The 21,896-nt window shown below is 38.9% G+C and carries 20 protein-coding genes; 8 read left to right on the top strand and 12 right to left on the bottom strand.

Annotation, left to right across the window (positions count from 1 at the left end; genetic code table 11):
* Positions 1-3 precede the first annotated feature (3 nt).
* From J8L85_RS06540 to J8L85_RS06505, 8 genes are all read right to left on the bottom strand, one after another.
* Positions 4-735 (bottom strand): LytTR family DNA-binding domain-containing protein, encoded by a 732-nt coding sequence (locus J8L85_RS06540; RefSeq protein ID WP_211015711.1) that lies wholly within the window; start codon positions 733-735, stop codon positions 4-6.
* Positions 732-1,802 carry a histidine kinase gene (locus J8L85_RS06535; protein WP_211015709.1) on the bottom strand — a complete coding sequence of 357 codons (1,071 nt, stop codon included), beginning with the start codon at positions 1,800-1,802 and terminating at the stop codon, positions 732-734. The genes J8L85_RS06540 and J8L85_RS06535 overlap by 4 nt, the downstream gene beginning before the upstream one ends.
* Before the next feature lie 260 nt (positions 1,803-2,062).
* A complete protein-coding gene (locus J8L85_RS06530; RefSeq protein WP_211015707.1) occupies positions 2,063-2,269 on the bottom strand; it encodes a hypothetical protein in 207 nt (68 codons plus the stop codon).
* Positions 2,270-2,530: 261 nt separating this feature from the next.
* Positions 2,531-3,052: a DUF4136 domain-containing protein gene (locus J8L85_RS06525; RefSeq protein WP_211015705.1), complete on the bottom strand. Its 522-nt coding sequence runs from the start codon at positions 3,050-3,052 to the stop codon at positions 2,531-2,533.
* A 31-nt stretch (positions 3,053-3,083) separates the two neighbouring features.
* Positions 3,084-3,794 (bottom strand): ion transporter, encoded by a 711-nt coding sequence (locus J8L85_RS06520; protein WP_211015703.1) that lies wholly within the window; start codon positions 3,792-3,794, stop codon positions 3,084-3,086.
* Positions 3,795-3,806: 12 nt separating this feature from the next.
* Positions 3,807-4,808 carry a GTPase ObgE gene (obgE, locus tag J8L85_RS06515; RefSeq protein WP_211015701.1) on the bottom strand — a complete coding sequence of 334 codons (1,002 nt, stop codon included), beginning with the start codon at positions 4,806-4,808 and terminating at the stop codon, positions 3,807-3,809.
* 103 nt (positions 4,809-4,911) lie between these two features.
* Positions 4,912-5,049, bottom strand: coding sequence for a hypothetical protein (locus tag J8L85_RS06510; RefSeq protein WP_211015699.1), 138 nt, complete (start codon positions 5,047-5,049; stop codon positions 4,912-4,914).
* Between the two features lie 75 nt (positions 5,050-5,124).
* The gene (locus tag J8L85_RS06505) at positions 5,125-6,237 is read right to left on the bottom strand and encodes an adenylate kinase (protein WP_211016334.1); all 1,113 of its coding nucleotides are present in this window, start codon (positions 6,235-6,237) and stop codon (positions 5,125-5,127) included.
* Between the two features lie 102 nt (positions 6,238-6,339).
* On the opposite strand from J8L85_RS06505, the gene J8L85_RS06500 reads away from it, so the two are divergent.
* From J8L85_RS06500 to J8L85_RS06485, 4 genes are all read left to right on the top strand, one after another.
* On the top strand, positions 6,340-7,494 hold the full coding sequence (locus J8L85_RS06500) for a 5-(carboxyamino)imidazole ribonucleotide synthase (RefSeq protein WP_211015697.1): 1,155 nt from the start codon (positions 6,340-6,342) through the stop codon (positions 7,492-7,494).
* A gap of 3 nt (positions 7,495-7,497) precedes the next feature.
* The gene (purE, locus tag J8L85_RS06495; protein ID WP_211015696.1) at positions 7,498-7,989 is read left to right on the top strand and encodes a 5-(carboxyamino)imidazole ribonucleotide mutase; all 492 of its coding nucleotides are present in this window, start codon (positions 7,498-7,500) and stop codon (positions 7,987-7,989) included.
* A 66-nt stretch (positions 7,990-8,055) separates the two neighbouring features.
* Positions 8,056-10,077: a M3 family metallopeptidase gene (locus J8L85_RS06490; protein ID WP_211015693.1), complete on the top strand. Its 2,022-nt coding sequence runs from the start codon at positions 8,056-8,058 to the stop codon at positions 10,075-10,077.
* Positions 10,078-10,537: 460 nt separating this feature from the next.
* Positions 10,538-11,092, top strand: coding sequence for a sigma-70 family RNA polymerase sigma factor (locus J8L85_RS06485; RefSeq protein ID WP_211015691.1), 555 nt, complete (start codon positions 10,538-10,540; stop codon positions 11,090-11,092).
* Between the two features lie 225 nt (positions 11,093-11,317).
* Here J8L85_RS06485 and J8L85_RS06480 read toward each other — a convergent pair whose 3' ends face one another.
* On the bottom strand, positions 11,318-12,142 hold the full coding sequence (locus J8L85_RS06480; protein ID WP_211015689.1) for a hypothetical protein: 825 nt from the start codon (positions 12,140-12,142) through the stop codon (positions 11,318-11,320).
* A 127-nt stretch (positions 12,143-12,269) separates the two neighbouring features.
* Here J8L85_RS06480 and gcvP point away from each other — a divergent pair, with 127 nt between their 5' ends.
* The 4 genes from gcvP to J8L85_RS06460 all read left to right on the top strand — a co-directional run bounded on the left by gcvP (position 12,270) and on the right by J8L85_RS06460 (position 17,737).
* Entirely contained in the window at positions 12,270-15,119 is a 2,850-nt protein-coding gene (gene gcvP, locus J8L85_RS06475) for an aminomethyl-transferring glycine dehydrogenase (RefSeq protein WP_211015687.1), read from the top strand.
* Positions 15,120-15,286: 167 nt separating this feature from the next.
* Positions 15,287-16,342, top strand: coding sequence for a 3-oxoacyl-ACP synthase III family protein (locus J8L85_RS06470; RefSeq protein ID WP_211015685.1), 1,056 nt, complete (start codon positions 15,287-15,289; stop codon positions 16,340-16,342).
* Position 16,343: 1 nt separating this feature from the next.
* The gene (locus J8L85_RS06465; RefSeq protein ID WP_211016332.1) at positions 16,344-16,874 is read left to right on the top strand and encodes a methyltransferase; all 531 of its coding nucleotides are present in this window, start codon (positions 16,344-16,346) and stop codon (positions 16,872-16,874) included.
* Between the two features lie 8 nt (positions 16,875-16,882).
* Positions 16,883-17,737 (top strand): glycosyltransferase family A protein, encoded by an 855-nt coding sequence (locus J8L85_RS06460; protein ID WP_211015683.1) that lies wholly within the window; start codon positions 16,883-16,885, stop codon positions 17,735-17,737.
* A 53-nt stretch (positions 17,738-17,790) separates the two neighbouring features.
* Here the strand turns inward: J8L85_RS06460 and J8L85_RS06455 are convergent, their stop codons facing one another.
* The 3 genes from J8L85_RS06455 to bamA all read right to left on the bottom strand — a co-directional run bounded on the left by J8L85_RS06455 (position 17,791) and on the right by bamA (position 21,880).
* Positions 17,791-18,300: an OmpH family outer membrane protein gene (locus J8L85_RS06455; RefSeq protein ID WP_047246311.1), complete on the bottom strand. Its 510-nt coding sequence runs from the start codon at positions 18,298-18,300 to the stop codon at positions 17,791-17,793.
* Between the two features lie 56 nt (positions 18,301-18,356).
* Complete coding sequence (locus J8L85_RS06450; RefSeq protein ID WP_211015681.1) at positions 18,357-19,193, bottom strand: OmpH family outer membrane protein; 837 nt, start codon at positions 19,191-19,193, stop codon at positions 18,357-18,359.
* 104 nt (positions 19,194-19,297) lie between these two features.
* Complete coding sequence (gene bamA, locus J8L85_RS06445) at positions 19,298-21,880, bottom strand: outer membrane protein assembly factor BamA (RefSeq protein ID WP_247656608.1); 2,583 nt, start codon at positions 21,878-21,880, stop codon at positions 19,298-19,300.
* Between the last annotated feature and the right edge of the window lie 16 nt (positions 21,881-21,896).

The following is a 21,896-nucleotide window of genomic DNA, read 5'->3' as shown; positions in this document are numbered from 1 at the left end:
CAACTAAAGACTCATCTTGTCCTTAAAAAGATACGATTGTCTTCTAGACACCTCTATCTCATCACCGTTGGTCATCGTCAATTTTAATTTTCCGTTAAACCATGGCACTACATCTACGATATAATTGGTATTGATTATTTGTTGTCTATTGGCCCTGAAAAAATACTTTTGGGGCAATTTCTCTTCTATTTGGTTCAATGATTTATAGAGCATGGGTTTTTCATCCTGAAAAAATACCCGGGTATAGTTACCTACAATTTCAAAGTGTGAAATATCACCGATCTTGATCAACCAGCATTTTTCTCCGTCCTTGATAAAAATTTGGCTGTTACCTGTTAAATGTCGGTTTTCAGAAATAGGTTCTTCTTTTTGTGAATTCAATTTTTGCTCCACCTTTTCAATTGCCTGGGCAAATCGTCTTTCGTTGATAGGTTTCAACAAATAGTCCAATGCGTTGTATTCAAAAGATTTTATGGCATATTCATCAAAGGCAGTGGTAAAAATGGTGATAGGTATCTGATCCAACATCTCTAACAGTTCAAACCCATCTTTTTCTGGCATGTTTATATCCAAAAACAGCAATTGGGGCTGCGTTTCCCGAATAAGGGCATAGGCATCGTCCACGTTTTCCGCCTCCCCTACTACCTGTAATCGAGCATGTTTTTTAATTAGCTCCCTAAGCTCGTTACGTGCCAAACGGGAATCTTCGACAATTACAGCTTTTATCTGGGTCATGACAGAGGAATTTTTATTGTGGCGACGACTTCCCCATCTATTTCATTAATGGTAAAAGAAGCATTGGAACCATACAACAGCCTTAATCGTTGTCTTATATTCTTGAGTCCTAATTGTGTAGACCCCTTAACGATCATAAGTTTACCGGTATTGATCACCTTTATTATTAAATTATCGGAAGATTTTTCTGTAGTCAACTTTATTATTCCCCCAGATTTTAGATTCGCAATACCATGTTTAGCGGCATTTTCTACCAAAAGCTGTATGATCATTGGTGGAATCTTTATATCCAACGTAGTTTTGTCTATATGCTTAACGAACTCAAGACGTTCTTCGAACTGTATTTTTGAAAGGGCAATGTAATTATCTACCATATCCAATTCTTCCTCTAGATTAATGGCATTCACGTTGTTCTTGGTCAAAGAATAACGCAACATCTCTGACAGTTTTGTGAGCATGTCCCTAGATTTTTCTACATCTTCCAACATGAGCCCTCGAATATTATTTAGGCTATTGAACATAAAATGAGGATTTATCTGCCCCTTTAACGTATTCAACTGCGCTTGTCTTAGGGTAGCGTTAAGCTCTGCCCGCTCTACCCTATTGGCGTTCAATTTTGCCGCGACCTTCACAGAAAGATAAAAAATGGTCCATCCAAAAATGGTGATGAACGAATTTACGATCATTAGCCCGATACCGAAATTTTTATACATTTCCGGCACCTTTACATCCTCTTCCGAATATTTACCCACACAATACCCAAAACCGTAAGAAAGGGCAAAATATAACAAAGAAGCACACGCTACCCCCAAAAGAATTTTTACTATCTGTTTCTTCTCAAAGGCTTCAAAATTTACGATCCCCTTTAAATAAGAGCGTAATAAACTTGTAGATACAATACCGATTAAAAAAGTAGAAACTAAACCATAACTAAATACCTTGCTACTTTTATAGCCATCCATATCGGGCGTAAAGGCATATGCTATGAAGACCAGACCTCCCCAAGACATAAGTTGAACGACCCAAAAGGATATCGACCATCTATATTTTTTAACAAAAGAAGTCATGCAGTCCCATTTTACATCCAAATATAGCGGAATATACTGTTCTTTCTAATTTCATGCTTATAGATGTGGTCTTAAATAAATATATAGATAATAAGCACTAATAGTATTTTCACAATTGCAATCATAGTACGTTTTTTAAATATTGAGATAAATTTAATGGTTGATATGGTCGAATTTGCCCATATTATGATAAGCGGCAAAAAGAATGTTCTAAATGGTTTTTATAGATTGCTCTCGCCACTAAATGGTACGTTTACAAATTATTTTTCTATCACCAGATTATCGCTCTTGCCCTCTTTTGTTGCATCGTTGTGCAGGAGGGATACACCTACCAATGTTAACCCGGCATATAGTGGAAAGAAATAGTTGGTCAAATTTAAATCTATTGCCACTCCGATAAGCGATACGACCGTTGTTAAGGTTCCGATAATTAATACTGCAAGTTTTGTTCTGTCTAAAGTTTTCATGATTATAAGTTTTTAATTGTTCGTAATACGATGTAAAACTAAAGAGCAAATGGGGATAAAATGAATGAATTATGATGAACGGTAGAAAGAAATGACCGAACGGATATTTTACCTAACCAAAATGTAACAACCTCATTATCAATACTTTATGGTTTAACAAATAATCGAAAAAGGACAATTTATCTAGAAAAAACGGGGCTTTCCACGTTATTGCACCTATTTAAAAACCTATGGAAATTTCTTTGGAGCAGCTATATGTACTCACTTTTTGGGAGGATATTTTTCAAATATTTTTAATACCAATTCTTGCATTTTTTCTTCTTTCACAACTGGTGGGTCCTCTTCTTTAAAAACACTCTCACTTATGGCCTGCCATACCAAAACATTCTTTTTGGCATCTATGAAGTCTATTTGCAATTCTCTTTTTAGCTTCTCCCCCCCAACAGGTATGCCCATAGAGACCCCTCCACCTACACTGCGCCCGCCACCACCAATACCTACACCAACGGTATTTTTGGGCCCATCTTCATAAACGGCACTTTTAACATCTATTAGCAGGTCTGATTCTTCTGAAAACTTTAGTCCCTTGCTCTGTAAGGTAATATCCATGGCCATTAAAAATCTCTTTTCATCAAGCTCACTTAACCCGGTTTGCATATCATCAAAATAACCATAGGTACTGTACCCTGAAAAATCGGTCTCCTTTTCATAGTCGTAATTCACCTTTACAGCCCCGCACGAAGTGATAAAAAACAGAATCAAAATAGCACAAAAGGGTTTCATTATCAATATTTTAACCCAATATAAGAAAAAATCAACCTTCCTCGTTCTTATCCACACTCTTTGTAAGTGCCGATGAAATAATACCCGTAGGTATGGCCACTATACCCAACCCGATCATTAGAATAAAAAAAGTAAATACCCTACCACCGACAGTTACAGGATACACATCACCGTAACCGACCGTGGTCAATGTAATTATAGACCACCAAAGGCTATCGAATACGGATGCAAAGTGCTCTGGCTGAGCCTCATTTTCAAAATAATAAATCCCGACAGCCGATATATATATCAAAATCAAGGTAACGATCAAGAACAGTACGATCTCTTCTTTTGCCGTTGCTATAGCCCTTGTAAAATGATTGATCGCACGGTTATAACGCATTAATTTCAACAATCTAAAGAGACGCAAGAACCTCAGCGCCCTTAACGATCTTAGGTCTATTCCCAAGGCCAAATAAAATGGCAGAATAGCCAAAAAATCGATCAGGCCATAAAAACTGAAAATAAATCTAAGTTTACGATCCGACACATAGATGCGCAAGAGGTATTCTACAGTAAACACTACCACACAAAAAACCTCTATAACCCTTAATATGCTTCTTGTAGAGGACGATAGATCAGGAATTGTTTCAACAGAAAAAGAAACAATGGAAACAAATATTAAAATTTGGATAAAGTAAGCAAAGTATCTGCTCTTGGGGTTGTCGTTTAATTCAACAATATTTTTTAGATACCGTCTCATTATCAAATACTTTTACGCGTTCAACATCTTCCAGAGCCTATCTTTAAGTTCGGTAATACCCATCTGTGCCACAGAAGAAATAAACATGTAGGGCACCCCTTTTAACTCAACGTCGAGCTCCTTTTTCATTTCATCCATTAATTCCTCATCTAGCATATCGCTCTTCGAAATGGCCACTAGGCGCTCCTTATCCAATAGTTCTGGATTGTACCTTCTTAGCTCGTCCAATAAAATTTCGTATTCTTTGCTAATATCATTGCTATCCGCAGGAATCAAGAACAACAAGGTCGCATTACGTTCTATATGCCTTAAGAAATAATGCCCAAGACCTTTACCCTCTGCGGCTCCCTCTATAATACCGGGAATATCCGCCATTACAAAACTCTTAAAATCACGGTACTCCACAATTCCAAGGTTTGGTTTTAGGGTAGTAAACTCGTAATCCGCTATTTTGGGCTTGGCAGAAGTAATCACCGACAATAAGGTAGATTTACCTGCATTTGGAAAACCGACCAAACCTACATCGGCCAATATTTTTAATTCTAAAAGAAAATAACCTTCTTTACCTTCTACCCCGGGCTGTGCGTACCTGGGCGTCTGATTCGTAGGTGATTTAAAGTGCCAGTTACCACGGCCGCCCATACCACCTTCCAAAGCAATTTTTTCTTCGCCATGTTCGGTGATCTCAAACAACACCTCTCCCGTTTCAGGGTCCTTCACTACGGTACCCAAAGGCACATCTAAATACACATCTTGCCCATCGGCTCCCGTGCTACGGCTTTTGCTACCATGTTCTCCATGGCCGGCCTTAAAATGTTTTTTGAACTTAAAATTTACTAGGGTCCATAGGTTTTGGTTGCCACGAATTATAACATGGCCTCCACGTCCACCGTCTCCACCATCGGGTCCACCTTTGGTAATATACTTTTCTCTGTGTAGATGTACAGATCCCTTACCTCCGTTTCCAGAAGCCAAAAACACTTTTACATAGTCTACAAAATTACCTTCGGTCATTTTCCCAATTATTTATTAGCCCACAAAAATACACAATATAGCCGTGAGCAATTAAAAAATGATGTTACTATACCTTTTACGATAAACCTTATGTTCTCTCGGTTTAAGTCAAGGGGTCATTAAAATAATATAAGTAGATCAGGTATGCAATGGCGATAATAACCACCACCAACACAGAAGAACACCCTGTAATAAAACATCCCTTTAATGCATCTTTAGGCCTTATTACTTCTTCTGCCATACCATAAATTAAAAGTGTTCTGTTTTACACGGCGTTTGCCGTAGACCTCTTTTTGACCGGAAAAACTTTCTAAAACTATTTAGAAAGAGATTCTATTACTTTGGTCAAACGTTCGGTAATTTCTTTGATAGAACCAATACCGTCAACACTATGAAACTTGTTCTGTTCTTCATAGTATTCTTTTAAAGGAGCCGTTTTTAGATTGTACTCTTCAAAACGGTTTTTAATTTTTTCTACATCTTGATCGTCCGATCTTCCGCTCACCTTTCCTCTTTCCAACAAACGCTCTATCAAAACATCATTATTGGCCTCTAATGCAATAGTGGCATCAACTTTCATATCCCTGGATTCCAAAAAGTTATCCAATGCTTCCGCTTGGGCGGCTGTTCTTGGAAAACCATCAAAAATAAACCCATCCGCATCCGGGTTTTTACAAACTTCGTCCTCCAACATTTTAATGGTAACCTCATCTGGCACCAAATCACCTTTGTCTATATACGATTTGGCCAAGGTACCGAGTTCGGTTCCATTTTTAATATTATATCGAAACACATCGCCCGTAGAAATATGTTTCAAGTTGTACTTTTCCTTTAAAAATTGGGCCTGGGTCCCTTTACCTGCTCCCGGTTTCCCAAAGAGGACAAGATTTATCATATGTTTTTGGTTTAATTGGTATACTTCTCTTAAATTTCTACCTAGCTCTTTATAATCTAGACCGTACCCTACTATAAATTTATCAGGAATATCCAGCCCAAAATAATCTATGGCATATTCTCCATTGTAGACTTCCGATTTGTAAAACAGACTAGCTATCTTAAACTCCTTAACTTTTGTATTACTAAACAAATGGACCAGTTCTTTTAACGTTCGCCCGGTATCTATAATATCTTCCAATATAATGACACTACGGCCTTCTATATTCTCTGGCACGTCCAAAAGGGTCTCAACAATACCCGTAGAGGTAAGTCCGTGATAGGAACTCAATTTCACAAAAGAAACTTCACACGGATGTTGGTAGGCCTTTAAAAAATCGGAAACGAACATAAAAGCCCCGTTCAACACCCCTACAAAAATGGGGGTCTCGTCTTTATAGTCCACGGCAATATCATCGGCTATACGCTGTATAGCCTGCATAATTTCCTCTTCACTTAGAAAAGGCTTAAAGAACTTGTCGTGTAACTGTATCAATTCTAATAAAATTAATAAGGTTGGCAAATATAGGGTTTTGACCTGTGTTTTTGAAAATTGAGGAATTACATTCTAAGATTTAAGCGTATTTTTGTAACTCATATGGACTATTTTTCTTCAGATTTTAAGCTTGGAATATTAGGCGGAGGCCAATTGGGCAAGATGATGCTTTACGAAACCCGTAAATGGGACGTATGGACCAAAGTATTGGATGCATCGCCCGAAGCCCCATCTAAATTGGCCTGTAACGAATTTGTGCAGGGCGATTTATTGGATTATGAAACAGTGTATAGTTTTGGTAAGGATGTAGACGTACTTACCATAGAGATAGAGAATGTAAATCTCGATGCATTAGAGCAGTTGGAAAAAGAGGGCGTACAGGTTTTTCCGCAACCAAGGGCCCTTCGCATTATACAGAACAAGGCAAAGCAAAAACTCTTTTATGTAGATAATGATATACCTACGGCCGATTTTCTGCGATTCGCATACCTAAGCGAAATAGATGACAGCATTCATAATGGTGGACTCTCGTTCCCTTTTGTATGGAAAGCGGCACAATTCGGATATGACGGACAGGGTGTAAAGGTTATCAGAAAAATAGAAGACCTAAAAGGACTACCACCAGGCGAATGTATTACCGAAAGTATGGTACCCTTTAAAAACGAGCTTGCCGTTATTGTAGCAAGAAATAGTGACGGAGCTATTAAGACCTACCCTGTAGTGGAAATGGAATTTCACCCAGAGGCCAACCAGGTAGAGTATGTTATCTGTCCGGCGCGTATAGATGACAAGGTAGCTAAAAAAGCTCGTGACCTAGCATTAAAGGTAGCGGAGAAAATTGAACTGACCGGTTTATTGGCCGTGGAGATGTTTCAGACCCAAGAAGATGACATTCTGGTAAACGAAGTAGCCCCAAGACCTCATAATAGCGGCCATTACAGTATAGAGGCCAGCTACACCAATCAGTTCGAACAACACATCCGTTGTATCTTAAACCTACCTTTGGGCTCCACCGAAAGCAAAGTAGCCGGTATTATGGTAAACCTTGTCGGCGAAGAAGATCATGAGGGTGATGTCGTCTATGAAAACATGGACCATATCTTACAAATGAACGGGGTGACCCCGCATATATATGGCAAGAAAAAAACAAGGCCTTTTCGTAAAATGGGACATGTAACCATTGTTAACAAAGACATTGAACAAGCCAGGGCCATAGCACAAAAAGTAAAGGAAACGATTAAAGTAATCAGCAAATAAATTATGAGTAAAGTAGCCGTAGTAATGGGAAGCACTAGCGATTTACCTGTTATGCAGGACGCTATTGATATCTTAAAGGGATTTGATATTGAAGTAGATGTCGACATTGTTTCCGCACACAGAACTCCCGAGAAACTTTTCGAATTCAGCAAAAATGCACATACCAACGGTTACGCCGTAATTATTGCCGGTGCCGGTGGAGCGGCACATCTACCCGGTATGGTCGCATCTATGTCTCCCCTACCCGTAATCGGTGTACCCGTAAAAAGTAGTAACTCTATAGATGGCTGGGATTCCGTTTTATCCATATTACAAATGCCAGGTGGTGTTCCCGTTGCTACCGTAGCTTTGAACGGGGCAAAAAATGCCGGTATTTTGGCCGCCCAGATTATTGGTAGTTCTGACAAATGTGTCTTGGACAAAATTATTTTTTACAAAGAAGGCCTAAAACAAAAGGTCATAGAAGGCGCAAAACAAGTAAAGGACAAAAAATAGTACGTTCACTTAAAACGAAGGTAAAAACATCTTTTTTACCTACACTTCTAAAAAATTATAAAATTCATGACGAATCCGTTATTACAGAAATTCGACACCGCACCCTTTTCCAATATTAAGAACGAACATTTTAAACCTGCCTTTTTACAGGCGATGGAGGATGCACGTGAAGAAATAAACGCTATTACAGAGAATACAGAAGCCCCTACTTTTGAAAACACTATCGAAGCCTTGGAATTCTCTGGGCAACAGTTAGATAGAATATCCAGTATTTTCTTTAACCTTAACTCTGCGGAAACCAACGAAGAGATTCAAAAGATAGCTCAAGAAGTTTCCCCTTTACTATCAGAGTTCAGTAATGATATTACGTTAAACGAAAAACTTTTCAAAAGAATAAAAACGGTATACGAACAACTAGACTCCCTAGAGTTGAACGTTGAGCAAAAGACACTGTTAGAAAAAAAATACAAAAGCTTTAGTAGAAACGGTGCCAACCTGAGCGAAGACAAAAAGAAACGACTTAGGGAAATAGATGCGCAACTTTCTAAGCTGTCCTTAAAATTTGGTGAAAACGTATTGGCAGAGACCAATAAATACGAAATGCACCTAACCGACGAATCTGACTTGGAGGGGCTGCCCGAAGGCGCCAAAGAAGCGGCAGCACAGTTAGCTTTATCAAAAGGAAAAAAGAATGGCTGGTTGATAACCCTAGACTACCCAAGCTATATACCGTTTATGAAATATGCCAAGAAACGTTCTTTAAGAAAAGAACTGGCCATTGCCTTTGGCAGTAAGGCCTTTCACGGTGACGAGCTGGACAACCAAGACAATGTGTTACAAATAGCCAAACTACGTTTTGAGAGAGCTCAATTACTAGGTTACAAAACACACGCCCATTTTGTATTGGAAGAGCGAATGGCCGAAACCCCAGAAAAAGTACATTCTTTCTTAAACGAACTATTGGAAAAAGCCAAACCTGCGGCCGAAAGGGAGTTTAAACAGCTTGAAGATTTCGCTAAAGAATTGGACGACATCGATTCTCTTGAAAAATGGGACGGCAGCTATTATTCAGAAAAACTGAAACAAAAACTTTTTAGTCTGGACGATGAGCAGTTAAAACCCTATTTTAAATTAGAAAACGTAATCAACGGTGTTTTTAAGGTAGCCGAAAAACTCTACGACCTTCAATTCGAGGAGGTTTTCGATATAGACAAATACCATGACGATGTAAAAACGTACAGGGTATATGACAAGGACAAAAATTTCATTTCCATATTTTATGCGGACTTTCATCCACGTCCGGGAAAACGTGGCGGGGCTTGGATGACCTCGTATAAATCGCAATGGAAAAAGGATGGCGAGAATATACGCCCTCATATTTCCAATGTCTGCAATTTTACACCTTCCACAAAAAGTAAACCTTCGTTACTTACATTTAACGAGGTAACCACCTTGTTCCATGAATTCGGTCATGGCCTTCATGGCATGTTGGCCAATACGACCTACCCCAGCTTATCGGGTACATCTGTTTACTGGGATTTTGTAGAACTTCCTAGCCAAGTAATGGAAAACTGGTGTTACGAAAAAGAAGCCTTGGAGCTTTTTGCCACCCACTATGAGACCGGTGAGGTAATACCTATGGACCTGATTACAAAAATTAAGGACACTGCCACTTTTCAAGAAGGCATGCAAACCTTAAGACAACTTAGCTTTGGTTTATTGGATATGTCTTGGCATGGCATAGACCCCACAGACATCAACAATGTTAAAGAACACGAGACAGAAGCCTTTAAAAACACACAGCTGTATCCAGATACACCGGAAACCTGTATGAGCACCTCTTTCTCCCATATTTTCCAGGGCGGTTATTCTTCTGGCTATTACAGCTATAAATGGGCCGAAGTACTGGATGCGGATGCTTTTGCCTATTTTAAGGAGAAAGGTATTTTCAATAAAGAAGTTGCCAAGAAATTTAAAGAAAACGTACTTTCTAAAGGAGGTACGGAAAACCCCATGGAACTGTACAAAAGATTTAGGGGCGCAGAACCAAAAGTAGAGGCGTTATTAGAACGGGCAGGGTTACTGTAGTACCCCCTGCTTTGTTTTTTGTCGACATTAAAGAATGTAGAAAGGGAAGCCCTTTAAAATTCAAATTCTGAAAGAATTTGACAATCATTACGACTAGTTCGCATATCAACACAAAATAGTATATAGAGAAAATGGTCGAGTATATTTTTCGGCATATCGCCAATCGGTTATATGTACAACAGATGTACTTTTCCAATAAATGCCGAACAACTTTTATGTATGATTACAAAAGAAACATATAGTTACGGTTTAACACTTTTTAATTTTGAGCACAAAAAGATGAAAACAACATTTTAAAATAGCATATATTTATATTTTAACATGTGAGCCAAAAAAATATAGGCTCATACTTCCTTTCGAGGAACAAAAAATAGGACCGTGAACGATAGAGGTTTTAAAACCAAAAAACAAGCAAGCACACAAAACAAAATACCGTTACTTTTTACGGCAATTGAAACAAATGGCATCACATCGACTACAACCAGATAATTGGGTAGACAACTACGCGGATTACCTATACAACTATGCCGTTGGTAGAGTGAGCAATAGTGAAGTTGCCAAAGACCTGGTATCTGAAACGTTCTTGGCAGGACTTAAATCCGCAAAGAATTTTAAAGGAGACGCAGCTGAAAGAACATGGCTTATTGCCATACTTAAACGCAAAGTAATAGACCACTACCGAAAAATAAACTCTAACAAAGGAAAAGCGGAAGTAAGAATGAACTATGCTTCGAGTTCAGATACCGATGGCGATTGGCTAGAAGAGCAAGTTGCCGACCCTTTTAGCAATTTTGAGAACAGTAACATTGAAAACGAAGAGCTTGGTCTTGCCATACAAAAATGCATCTCAAAATTACCAAAAAAACAAGCCTTGGTTTTTAACATGAAAACGATTCAAGGTATTAGTACTGATGATATTTGTAATGAATTGGAAATTAATCCGTCAAACTTATGGGTGATGATCCATCGTGCCAGAACATCTTTAATGGAGTGTTTAAATGAAAATTGGTTTTAATTATGATTTCTTGCGATAAAGCAGCCACTATCTGTAATAAAGTTCAATATAACGAGGCCTCATTTTTAGAAAAAATGAAGCTCAGATTACATTTATTGTACTGCAAAACATGTAAGGGTTTTTCTAAAAAAAATACCGAGTTATCCAAATTATGTGAAAAGGCGAACCTGCACAGTCTTACCGAGCAAGAGAAAATCGCCCTAAAAAAACAACTTAAAGACAACCCTAAACCACCAAGCCCAACAGATATAAGCCAACCCACCATAGAATAGGAATACTCTCTACCCAAAAAGAAGCAAAATACTTTGACTGGTGCCTTTTGGTAACATACATTAAAGCCCCCAAACCCAAAAACAACACCCCTTTCATACACAGTTCGGTCGTAGAAACACTATCTTTTAACATTGTTGCAAAGAAAAAGACGACCACAAGAAAAGCCCCTATTACTTTTGTATTCGCCACCCCAAAACGCTGAGGCAAAGTCTTCAGTGCCGGATCATCAAATTTCAGGTCTCTTATCTCAAAAGGCACAAGCAATACAAGCACGAACAAAAAGCGTTGAAAAGTTTCCACCCAAACGTCCCATGTAACGGTATGGTTAATGTTTGCGAAAGGGAGAATAACGGTTGTCCCCGCCCACACCATGGCTACTATAAAAATTTTAAGGCCACCTAAATTCCTCAAATTCTTTGTGTGGGGCAATACCGGCACCGCATACAGTCCCGTTAGAAACAGCAACAATAAAATACTGAGCCAAACATATTCGCTTAAGAAATACCCATTGTAAAGCCCCAACACAATTGCGATATAACTTACAATTTGTATGTTCTTTTGGTAAGGCGTGGCCACTATAATGTACTTTTTGGCCTCTACGCCATACTTTATAAAATTATAGCACGCTATAGTACCAAAAAATATAAACCAAGAAAGATGCTCATCTCCATGAATGTCGAATGTTAATATGGTAACCTGTGTTAGGGCCAACACCCCAAAAGCAACATGTATACTGGCATTAACATAAAAATCTAAAAAACGTTGCCAAAACTTCATTGCACAAAAATACCCAAACTGTTTATAACCATGGTTTTTGGTTAAAAACTTTCGCTTTCCTTGCACACATACTTGCCATTTTTGCGATAATTAATCGCTAATTTTGCACAATTAATTCGAACAACTTATGAAGACTGACGTGTTTGCATCCCGACATATTGGAATAAGAGAGGAAAATCTCCAACACATGCTAGAAACTGTATCCGCAGATAGTTTGGAACAGTTGATTTTTGAAACAATACCAGATGACATTCGATTAAAAGAGCCTTTGGATCTGGAAGCCCCCATGAGCGAACATAGGTTCTTGGCGCATCTTGAGGCCTTATCGAAAAAAAATAGAATTTTTCGTTCCTATATTGGTCTAGGATATCACGAAAGTCTTATGCCATCTGCGATCAAAAGAAATATTTTAGAAAACCCCGGATGGTACACGGCATATACTCCTTACCAGGCAGAAATAGCGCAAGGTAGGCTAGAGGCCCTGCTAAATTTTCAAACAATGGTATCTGACCTTACCGGAATGGAAATGGCCAATGCTTCGTTGTTAGATGAAAGTACTGCGGCAGCGGAAGCGATGACCATGCTTTACGACCTTCGTTCTAGAGATCAGAAAAAAAACAACGTTGTTAAATTTTTCGTATCCGAGGAGGTGTTGCCTCAAACAATATCGCTACTTAAGACAAGAGCGTTACCATTGGGTATTGAGCTAGTCATAGGTAATCATGAGGAGTTTGAATTTGGTTCCGAGTTTTATGGTACCCTATTACAATATCCTGGCAAATATGGCCAAATTTATGATTACTCTTCTTTTGTAGACAAGGCAAAGGAAGCGGACATAAAAACCGCCGTTGCCGCAGACATTCTAAGTTTGGTACTATTGACACCTCCTGGTGAATTTGGCGTAGACGTAGTTGTCGGAACCACTCAACGCTTCGGAATTCCGTTAGGTTACGGAGGCCCACATGCCGCTTTTTTTGCCACTAAAGAAGCATACAAAAGAAGCATTCCGGGAAGAATCATCGGTATCACCAAGGACAAGGATGGAAAACCGGCTTTACGAATGGCCTTGCAAACACGTGAACAACATATAAAAAGAGATAAAGCAACCTCTAATATCTGTACGGCCCAAGTATTATTGGCAGTTATGGCAGGTATGTATGCAGTCTATCACGGACCAAAAGGATTAAGCTATATCGCCAACAAAGTACACTCAACCACAAAAACCTTAGTAGATTCTTTAGAAAAACTAGGGTACTACCAGCTTAACACTTCTTACTTTGATACCATCGTAATAAAAGCGGATGCCAATGCAGTAAGGCCAATTGCTGAAAAAGAAGAAGTCAATTTCCTATATATAGACAACGAAACCGTTTCAATTTCTATAAACGAAGCGACCTCTATAAAAGACCTTAACCAGATTATATCCATTTTTGCGAAAGCCAAAGAAAAAGAAAGCATACAGGTTGACGGGCTATTGAACGAATCTGCCATTTTAGATCAGGTAAGGCGCACATCCTCATTTTTAGAAAACAAGGTATTCAACAGTTATCATTCAGAAACAGAGTTGATGCGTTACATCAAAAAACTGGAACGCAAAGATTTGTCTTTGAACCATAGCATGATTTCTTTAGGAAGCTGTACCATGAAATTAAATGCCGCTTCGGAAATGTTGGCTTTAAGCAGCGCTAGTTGGGGAAACATACACCCATTTGTACCTGTTGAGCAAGCAGAAGGCTATCAAATAGTTCTAAAGGAGTTAGCAAAAGACCTCTCTATAATCACAGGGTTCTCCGACACTTCTTTACAGCCCAATTCTGGTGCCCAAGGTGAATACACCGGTCTAATGGTAATTAGGGCCTATCACAAATCTAGAGGAGAAGAACATAGAAACATCTGTATCATTCCCGCATCTGCACATGGTACCAACCCGGCATCTGCAGTAATGGCAGGAATGAAAGTAGTAGTAACCAAAACGGATGAAAAAGGAAACATTGATGTTTCAGACCTTGAAGACAAGGTAAAACTGCACGCCGATAATCTTGCGGCTTTAATGGTTACATACCCATCAACACATGGAGTTTTTGAGTCTTCTATTAAACATATTACGAAATTGATCCATGACCATGGAGGACAAGTATATATGGACGGTGCCAATATGAACGCCCAAGTAGGATTAACCAATCCTGCAACCATTGGCGCAGATGTATGCCACCTTAATTTACATAAGACATTCGCCATACCCCACGGTGGTGGCGGACCTGGCGTAGGCCCTATTTGTGTAGCTCCGCAATTAGCACCGTTCTTACCGGGCAACCCCGTTATAAAAACTGGTGGCGAAAAAGGTATAACGGCTGTCTCCGCAGCACCTTGGGGAAGCGCCCTTGTATGCTTGATATCTTACGGATACATTAAAATGTTAGGTTTGGAAGGTTTAACACAATCTACCAAAATAGCCATCTTAAACGCCAACTATATCAAACATCGTTTAAACGGAAAATTTGATGTTCTCTATAGTGGAGAAAAAGGAAGGGCCGCCCATGAAATGATTATCGACTGTAGGCCATTTAAACAAAACGGTATCGAAGTTACCGATATAGCAAAACGTTTAATGGACTATGGTTTTCACGCTCCTACGGTGTCCTTCCCAGTAGCGGGCACACTAATGATAGAGCCCACGGAAAGTGAAAGCCTGGAAGAACTAGATCGTTTTTGCGACGCAATGATATCCATAAGACAAGAAATTGACGAGGCAATAGCCGGAGACTCTAACAACGTGCTTAAAAACGCTCCGCATACCATGGATATGGTTACCAACGATACTTGGGAATTTCCATATACCAGACAGAAAGCCGCGTTTCCTTTGCCTTATGTTTCGGAAAACAAATTCTGGCCATCGGTACGCAGGGTAGATGATGCTTATGGAGATCGTAATTTAATATGTACCTGTACCCCTATTGAGGCGTACGCCGAGGCATAAAAACACTCAAAGTTCTTGCAAACATTGACTTTTGCTTGTTTAAGAACCTAAGGTGACTCTTTCATTCGAAAAACAATGAATTTTGAACATCGTAAAACTTGCTATGCACGCATAGCAAGTTTTACTTTTTATTATAACTTTTACATTCTAAACCATGATAAAAGTATATGAGTGTAAGTATTACCGGCACAGGTAGCTATATCCCAACCAACACTGTAGAAAATATGGCTTTTATAAACAATACATTTCTAAACAACGATGGCAGTAAATTTCCTCAAAGCAATGATGTCATCATTCGCAAGTTTGAGGCGATTACGGGCATTAAAGAAAGACGTTATGTCAGCAACGACCTAAACAATTCGGACATCGCTTTTAAGGCCTCTGAAAAAGCCATAAAAGATGCTGGCATAGACAAGGAAGAAATAGACTATATTATTTTTGCCCATAACTTTGGTGACGTCTCCTACGGGCAATCGCAAAGTGATGCCGTTCCCAGTTTGGCATCCCGTGTTAAACACAAACTTAAAATCAAAAATCCAAAATGCGTCGCCTACGATATGCTTTTTGGGTGCCCTGGATGGATAGAAGCCGTGATCCAGGCAAATGCTTTTATTAAAAGTGGTATTGCAAAAAAATGTTTGGTAATCGGAGGAGAAACATTATCAAGGTTGACAGACCCCTATGACCGTGATTCTATGATATATGCCGATGGTGCAGGAGCCGTTATTATAGAAAAAACCAACGGCGAAAACGGTATTTTAGCCCATAACAGTGCGTCGTTCACGTATGAAGAAGCCTACTTTCTGTTTAACGGAAAGAGTTACAACAAATCTGAACAAGACACCAAATACATAAAGATGTTCGGGCGTAAAATCTATGAATTCGCCTTAACAAATGTCCCTCAAGCCATGGCCGACTGCGTTCAGCAAAGCGGGGTGGATATTACAGAGGTAAAAAAAATATTGATTCATCAGGCAAATAAAAAAATGGACGAGGCAATCGTCGAAAGATTTTACGACCTATACGAAATGGAGGCCCCAAAAGACATAATGCCCATGACAATCGAAAAACTGGGCAATAGTTCCGTAGCCACCATTCCCACCCTATTGGACGGTATTTTAAAAGGAAAAATAGAAAATCACCATCTACACAAGGGCGATGTTGTTATATTTGCAAGTGTTGGCGCAGGAATGAACGTCAATGCAATCGTTTACAGAATCTAAAATGTACGAAAAAAGTTTTCCGAGCAAAAGATTTAAACATACCCTCGATTTTTTAAAGAAACATGTTTCGCCCAATGAGCCTATTTTAGACTTAGGAGTAGAAAACCCTTTTTCTAAGATAATGCAATCTGAAGGCTATTCGGTAGAAAATACAAAGGGCGAAGATCTGGACATAGACTTTTCATCGGTATTGGACTCGGATGCCGAGGTTGTTACCGCCTTCGAGATTTTTGAACATCTTTTAGCTCCTTTGAACGTACTATCAAAAGTTAAGGCTACTAAATTAGTGGCCAGTATTCCCCTTCGTTTGTGGTTTGCACCGGCGTACAGAAGTAAAACAGACCCTTGGGACCGTCATTACCACGAATTTGAAGATTGGCAATTTAACTGGCTTTTAGAAAAAGCCGGATGGGAAATAAAGGAAACCAAAAAATGGGCACATCCTGTTAAAAAAATAGGTTTTCGGCCTCTTCTTAGATTGTTCACCCACAGGTACTATATCGTATACGCCATCAGAAAAACCGATAATTAAAGGTTTAAATGGATTACTATGTCATTATTCCGGCACATAACGAAGAGACCTTTATAGGGCTCACATTGGACAGTATCGTAAAGCAAACACTCCTTCCCAAAAAAGTTATCGTTGTCAACGACAATTCCACTGATGGCACTGAAAAAATTATTGATGAATTTGCATCCACCCACCCATTCATCACAAAACTAAATACGGCATCCTCTACCTTGCACATGCCGGGCAGCAAAGTGATAAACGCCTTTAAAAAGGGAACAGAGCTAACAGACGACAACTATGCTTTTATAGTAAAATTGGATGCCGATATCATTTTACCCCACAACTATTTTGAAAAAATAGCTTACATTTTTAAAGAAAGACCACAAATTGGTATTTCCGGTGGGTTTATATATGAGCAAGACAACGAGGACAAATGGGTACTGAACCACCCTATGGACAAGAATCATATTAGAGGAGCCATTAAAGCATACTCTAAAAGTTGCTACAAAGCCATTGGAGGGCTTAAAAGTGCTATGGGATGGGATACCGTAGACGAGCTTCTGGCGCAGTACCACGGATTTGAACTATATACCGACGATACTTTAAGAGTAAAACATTTAAGACCAACCGGAAACGCTTACGACCCCAAGGCAAAACTTTTACAGGGAAAAGCCATGTACACCATGCGCTATGGTTTTTGGATAACCTTGATAGCATCATTGAAGATGGCCATCAAAAACAAAAAGCTACAAGCCCTATCCGATAACATGTACGGTTATTTTGAAGCCGAAAAAGAAAAAACACCCTTTCTAGTTACCGAGAAGGAAGGAAGGTTCATCAGAAAACTCCGCTGGAGGAACATTAAACAAAAAATTATGGCATAAAAAAACCATCCCTAATAAGGAATGGTTTTTTTTACAATCTTAGTTTCTAGTTCTTAGAAACCTAGTTCTTTTTTTACGTCTGCCAAAAGGTCTTTTCCTTTTGCTACGATAAGACCTCCACCCGCTTGTGAATCTATAACGTAATCAAATCCTTGTTCCGCTGCAACCTTTTCTATGGCCGCCTTTGCCTTTTCTGATATTGGGGCGAACAATTCCGCTTGTTTCTTTTGAAACTCTTGCTGAGCTGCTTGCTGCGCCTCTCCTATGTTCTTTTCATAACCTTGAAGTTCTGCCGCCCTTTTATCGTTCTCTTCTTTGGACTTAGAAGCTGCCTCGTTCTGATACTGCGTAAATTTATTACGGAGTTCGGTCATAGAAGCTTGTATATCGGCATTATATGTTTCTTGAAGCTTTTTAAGTTCTGCTTCAGCTGCTTTCATTTCTGGCATGGCAGATAACAATTGTGTAACATCTATATGTGCCACTTTACTCTGCGCATTAACAAAACTGGTCGCCGCCACGAACAACATTAAGGCTACCGCAATTTTCTTTACTTGTTTCATGAGTTAAAATTTAATTCTTATTTAAGTATTAATTAATGGTTATTGATTTTACTGAGTTAGTTTTCTTTATTTTCTTCAGCCTCTTCACTATTCTCGTTATCTTTTTTACGCTCCTCTAATTTAGCCTTACGCTTTGCCTCTCTCTCCTCCAATAGTTTTTTTCTTCGCTCCTCATAGGCCTTTTTTCTCTCTTCCCTTAACTTAAGCTGCTCTTCCTTCTTTTCGTTTGCCGTTTTCTCCCTGGCTTCCTCCGCTTCTTTCGCCTTATCTATTCTTTCTTGTAAAGCTTCACTTATCTCCTCTTCATCCTCAAAATCATCCAATTTACTTCTATTGTCCGCTTTTTGTTTAGGCTTGCTTATTTTTCTGGTTCTAGCAATACCTCTCAATACCAGATCACTAATATCGTGCCTTTTTTCGGAATACAACATTACAACATCCGCAGATTTATCAAAAATAAAATCATATTTTTTATTTGCACCCAATTTTTGCACTTCATTGAACACCTGATCTTGTATTGGTTGTATCAACCTTCTTTTCTGCAGCACTAAATCTCCCTGTGGCCCAAACCTGTCTTGTTGGTACTCTATCATCTCCCGCTCCAGAATTTGGATTTCCTCCTCACGCTCCTCAATAAGTTCAGGGGTAAGCAATACTTTCTCCGCCATTAAATCTTTCTTCATTTGCTCTACCACATTTTGCTTCTGCTCAATCTCTATCTTCCATTTTTGGACCTTAGCCTCTAGTTGCTCACTAGCCTCACGGTACTCCTCAACATTTTGCAGTATATATTCCATATCCACATAACCAATTCGCACACCTCTTTGAGCTGAGACATACAACCCTGTAATTACGGTAACAAGAAATATAAGAACTTTTGTTTTTGACTTCATCTTTGATATCGTTTAATCCAATAGAAAATATCGTGCCAAAATTACTAAAACTTTTAAAATGAATAGATTAGCATATTGACCGATTGCATAATTTTACAATAAAATTAAAACTGCTGACCAATAATGAAGTGTGTTTGCCATCCACTGGGTCCTGTGGCACCGGTATTGTCTTCATCGAAGCCATATCCAAAATCAATGCCCAGTAAACCAAATGCCGGCATAAATATTCTCAGCCCCACTCCGGTCGATCGTTTTAATTGAAACGGATTAAACTCCTGAAAATTGTTGAAGGCATTACCACCCTCTAAAAATACAAGTCCGTAGATGGACGCAGATGGCTTAAGCGTTAGTGGATATCTCAGTTCCATAGAAAACTTATTATAGATCAAACCACCTTCCTGTTGTCCTGTAATTGGGTCTAATGGCGTTAAGGCCTGCTCATCATAACCACGCAACTGTACAACATCCCTACCATCCAAAGTAAAGTTACCAAGACCATCACCACCTACAAAAAATCGCTCAAACGGCACATCACCAATATCACTGTTGTAGTTTCCTAAAAATCCGAATTCAGCATTGGTACGCAAAACCAACTTATCGATCAAAGTAGTATACCAATCACCTTTAAACTTAATTTTATAGTACTCCAACAACCTAAATCTTTCTTGGTCTATATCTTCTAACTCACTTGATTCGGCAGCGGTCAGCCCTTCACTATATTGTTTTTCGGTCAACTCTTCACTTCTATCTTTTAAAGAGGCAAAATCCTTATTACTAAAAAGCGAATATGGAGGAGTAAACTTGGCCGTTAATTCGAAAGTAGAACCTGTCATAGGGAATATTCTACTTGGACCCTGAGAGCTTCTAGAAATACCCAATGTGTACGCCAATGAATTAGCCTTACCGTTTCCAAAATTGAACAGACCAATATTATAATTTCTAAAATCGTACAATTGGTAACCAAGTGAATGAGATATTGTAAAATAATCATCTGGCCATTGTACACGTTTTGCAAGACCAAGGGTTACACCGGTTATCGAAAATTGTTGGTCTTTATTTACCTCTATATTTCCACTACTACTGTATGAAGCGGCAAATTGTTGTGTTCTAGACATGTTTAAGCTAAAACGAACCGGTTTTTTACCTCCCAACCATGGTTCAGAAAAATTTAAACTATATACCCTAAAGGTACGACTGGCCTGTACCCTAAGGGCAAAGGTCTGTCCATCTCCCATGGGCACAGGTTTGTATGCTTCTCCTTTAAACAAGTTTTGAATAGAGAAGTTACTAAAAGACAGTCCTAAAGTACCGATAAAACCACCGCCACCATAGCCACCTTGTAATTCTATTTGACTAGACCCTGATTCTACCAAGCTCCAAGCCAAATCTACCGTACCTTCGTTAGGATTCGCATTTAAAACATCGGGGGTAATCTGCTCTGCATCAAAAAATCCGAGTTGCCCTAATTCACGGATACTCCTAATAATATCCGATTTATTATATTTTTGTCCAGGGCGCGTACGTAGTTCCCTGAAAATAACATGATCATTAGTCTTATCGTTACCCGAAACGGTAACGTGATCCAAGAAAGTCTCCTTACCCTCTATAATTCTTATTTCAAAATTTATGGTATCATTTTCCGCAGATACCTCTACTGGGTTGATAGTTGAAAACAAATACCCGTTGTTCTGATATAGACTGGTAATATCATTAGGGTCTGGTTTGGTATTATCGGCAATACGCTCCCTTAAAAGAACCCCGTTATAGGTTTCCCCTTTTTTAATTCCCAAAACTTGATTTAATTGACGGTCGGTATACACCGTATTACCAACAAAATCTATATCTCCGAAATAATATTTATTCCCCTCTTCTACCTTTATCTTTAGATTGATATTATTCTCATCTACCTTTACGACGGTATCAGAAATAATACGGGCGTCCCTATATCCGTTTTCGGCATATTTATCAATTAAAGAGCCCAAATCCTCTTCGTAGTCATCCTTTATAAACTTAGATTTTTTCCAGAAACGACCAAACCTTTTCTTTTTGGTGTTTTTAAGTGCCTTTCTAAGTTTTTTGTCCGACATCTGCTCATTGCCCTCGAACTCGATATCCTTTATCTTTACCTTATCTCCTTTATTAATGTTCACCACCATACTTCTTGCATTGGTCGCAGAGGTATCCATCGCGGTAGTTATACTGACCTTTGTATTAAGGTAACCCTGTTTTTTGTATTTATTGACAAGGTAATTTTTGGTATTCGAGATAAGACTTTCTGTAATCTTCTTTCCTTTTTTTAAGTCCGTATCATCTATCAACTCATCTACCTTTCTTTCTTTAACCCCATAAAAGGTAACGTTTGTCAGCGTAGGGCGTTCAGTAATATTTAGTTCTAGAAAAACCTTATCGCCCTCTATGTTGGTGATATAAAAATCTATCGCGCTAAAAAGCTCCAGTCCCCATAATTTATTGATGACCTCGCTGATTTTTTCACCGGGCAAGGTAATTGGCTGCCCTACCCTAAGGCCCGTGTAGGTTTTAACCGTTTGCTCGTTGTAACTTTCCAGACCAACGACTTCCAGTCCTCCCAATATATATTTCTTCCCATTTTCATAGGACATGTCCTGGGAAAAAACATTGGTTGCAATAAAAATTAATAGGATTGTAAATAATGGGTTCAAGGACATGAACTTGGTCATATCT

Source organism: Maribacter sp. MMG018 (genome assembly GCF_018100785.1).
Lineage (GTDB): Bacteria > Bacteroidota > Bacteroidia > Flavobacteriales > Flavobacteriaceae > Maribacter.
The sequence above is the reverse complement of the archived record's forward strand: the minus strand, read 5'-3'. Positions and strand labels throughout refer to the sequence as shown.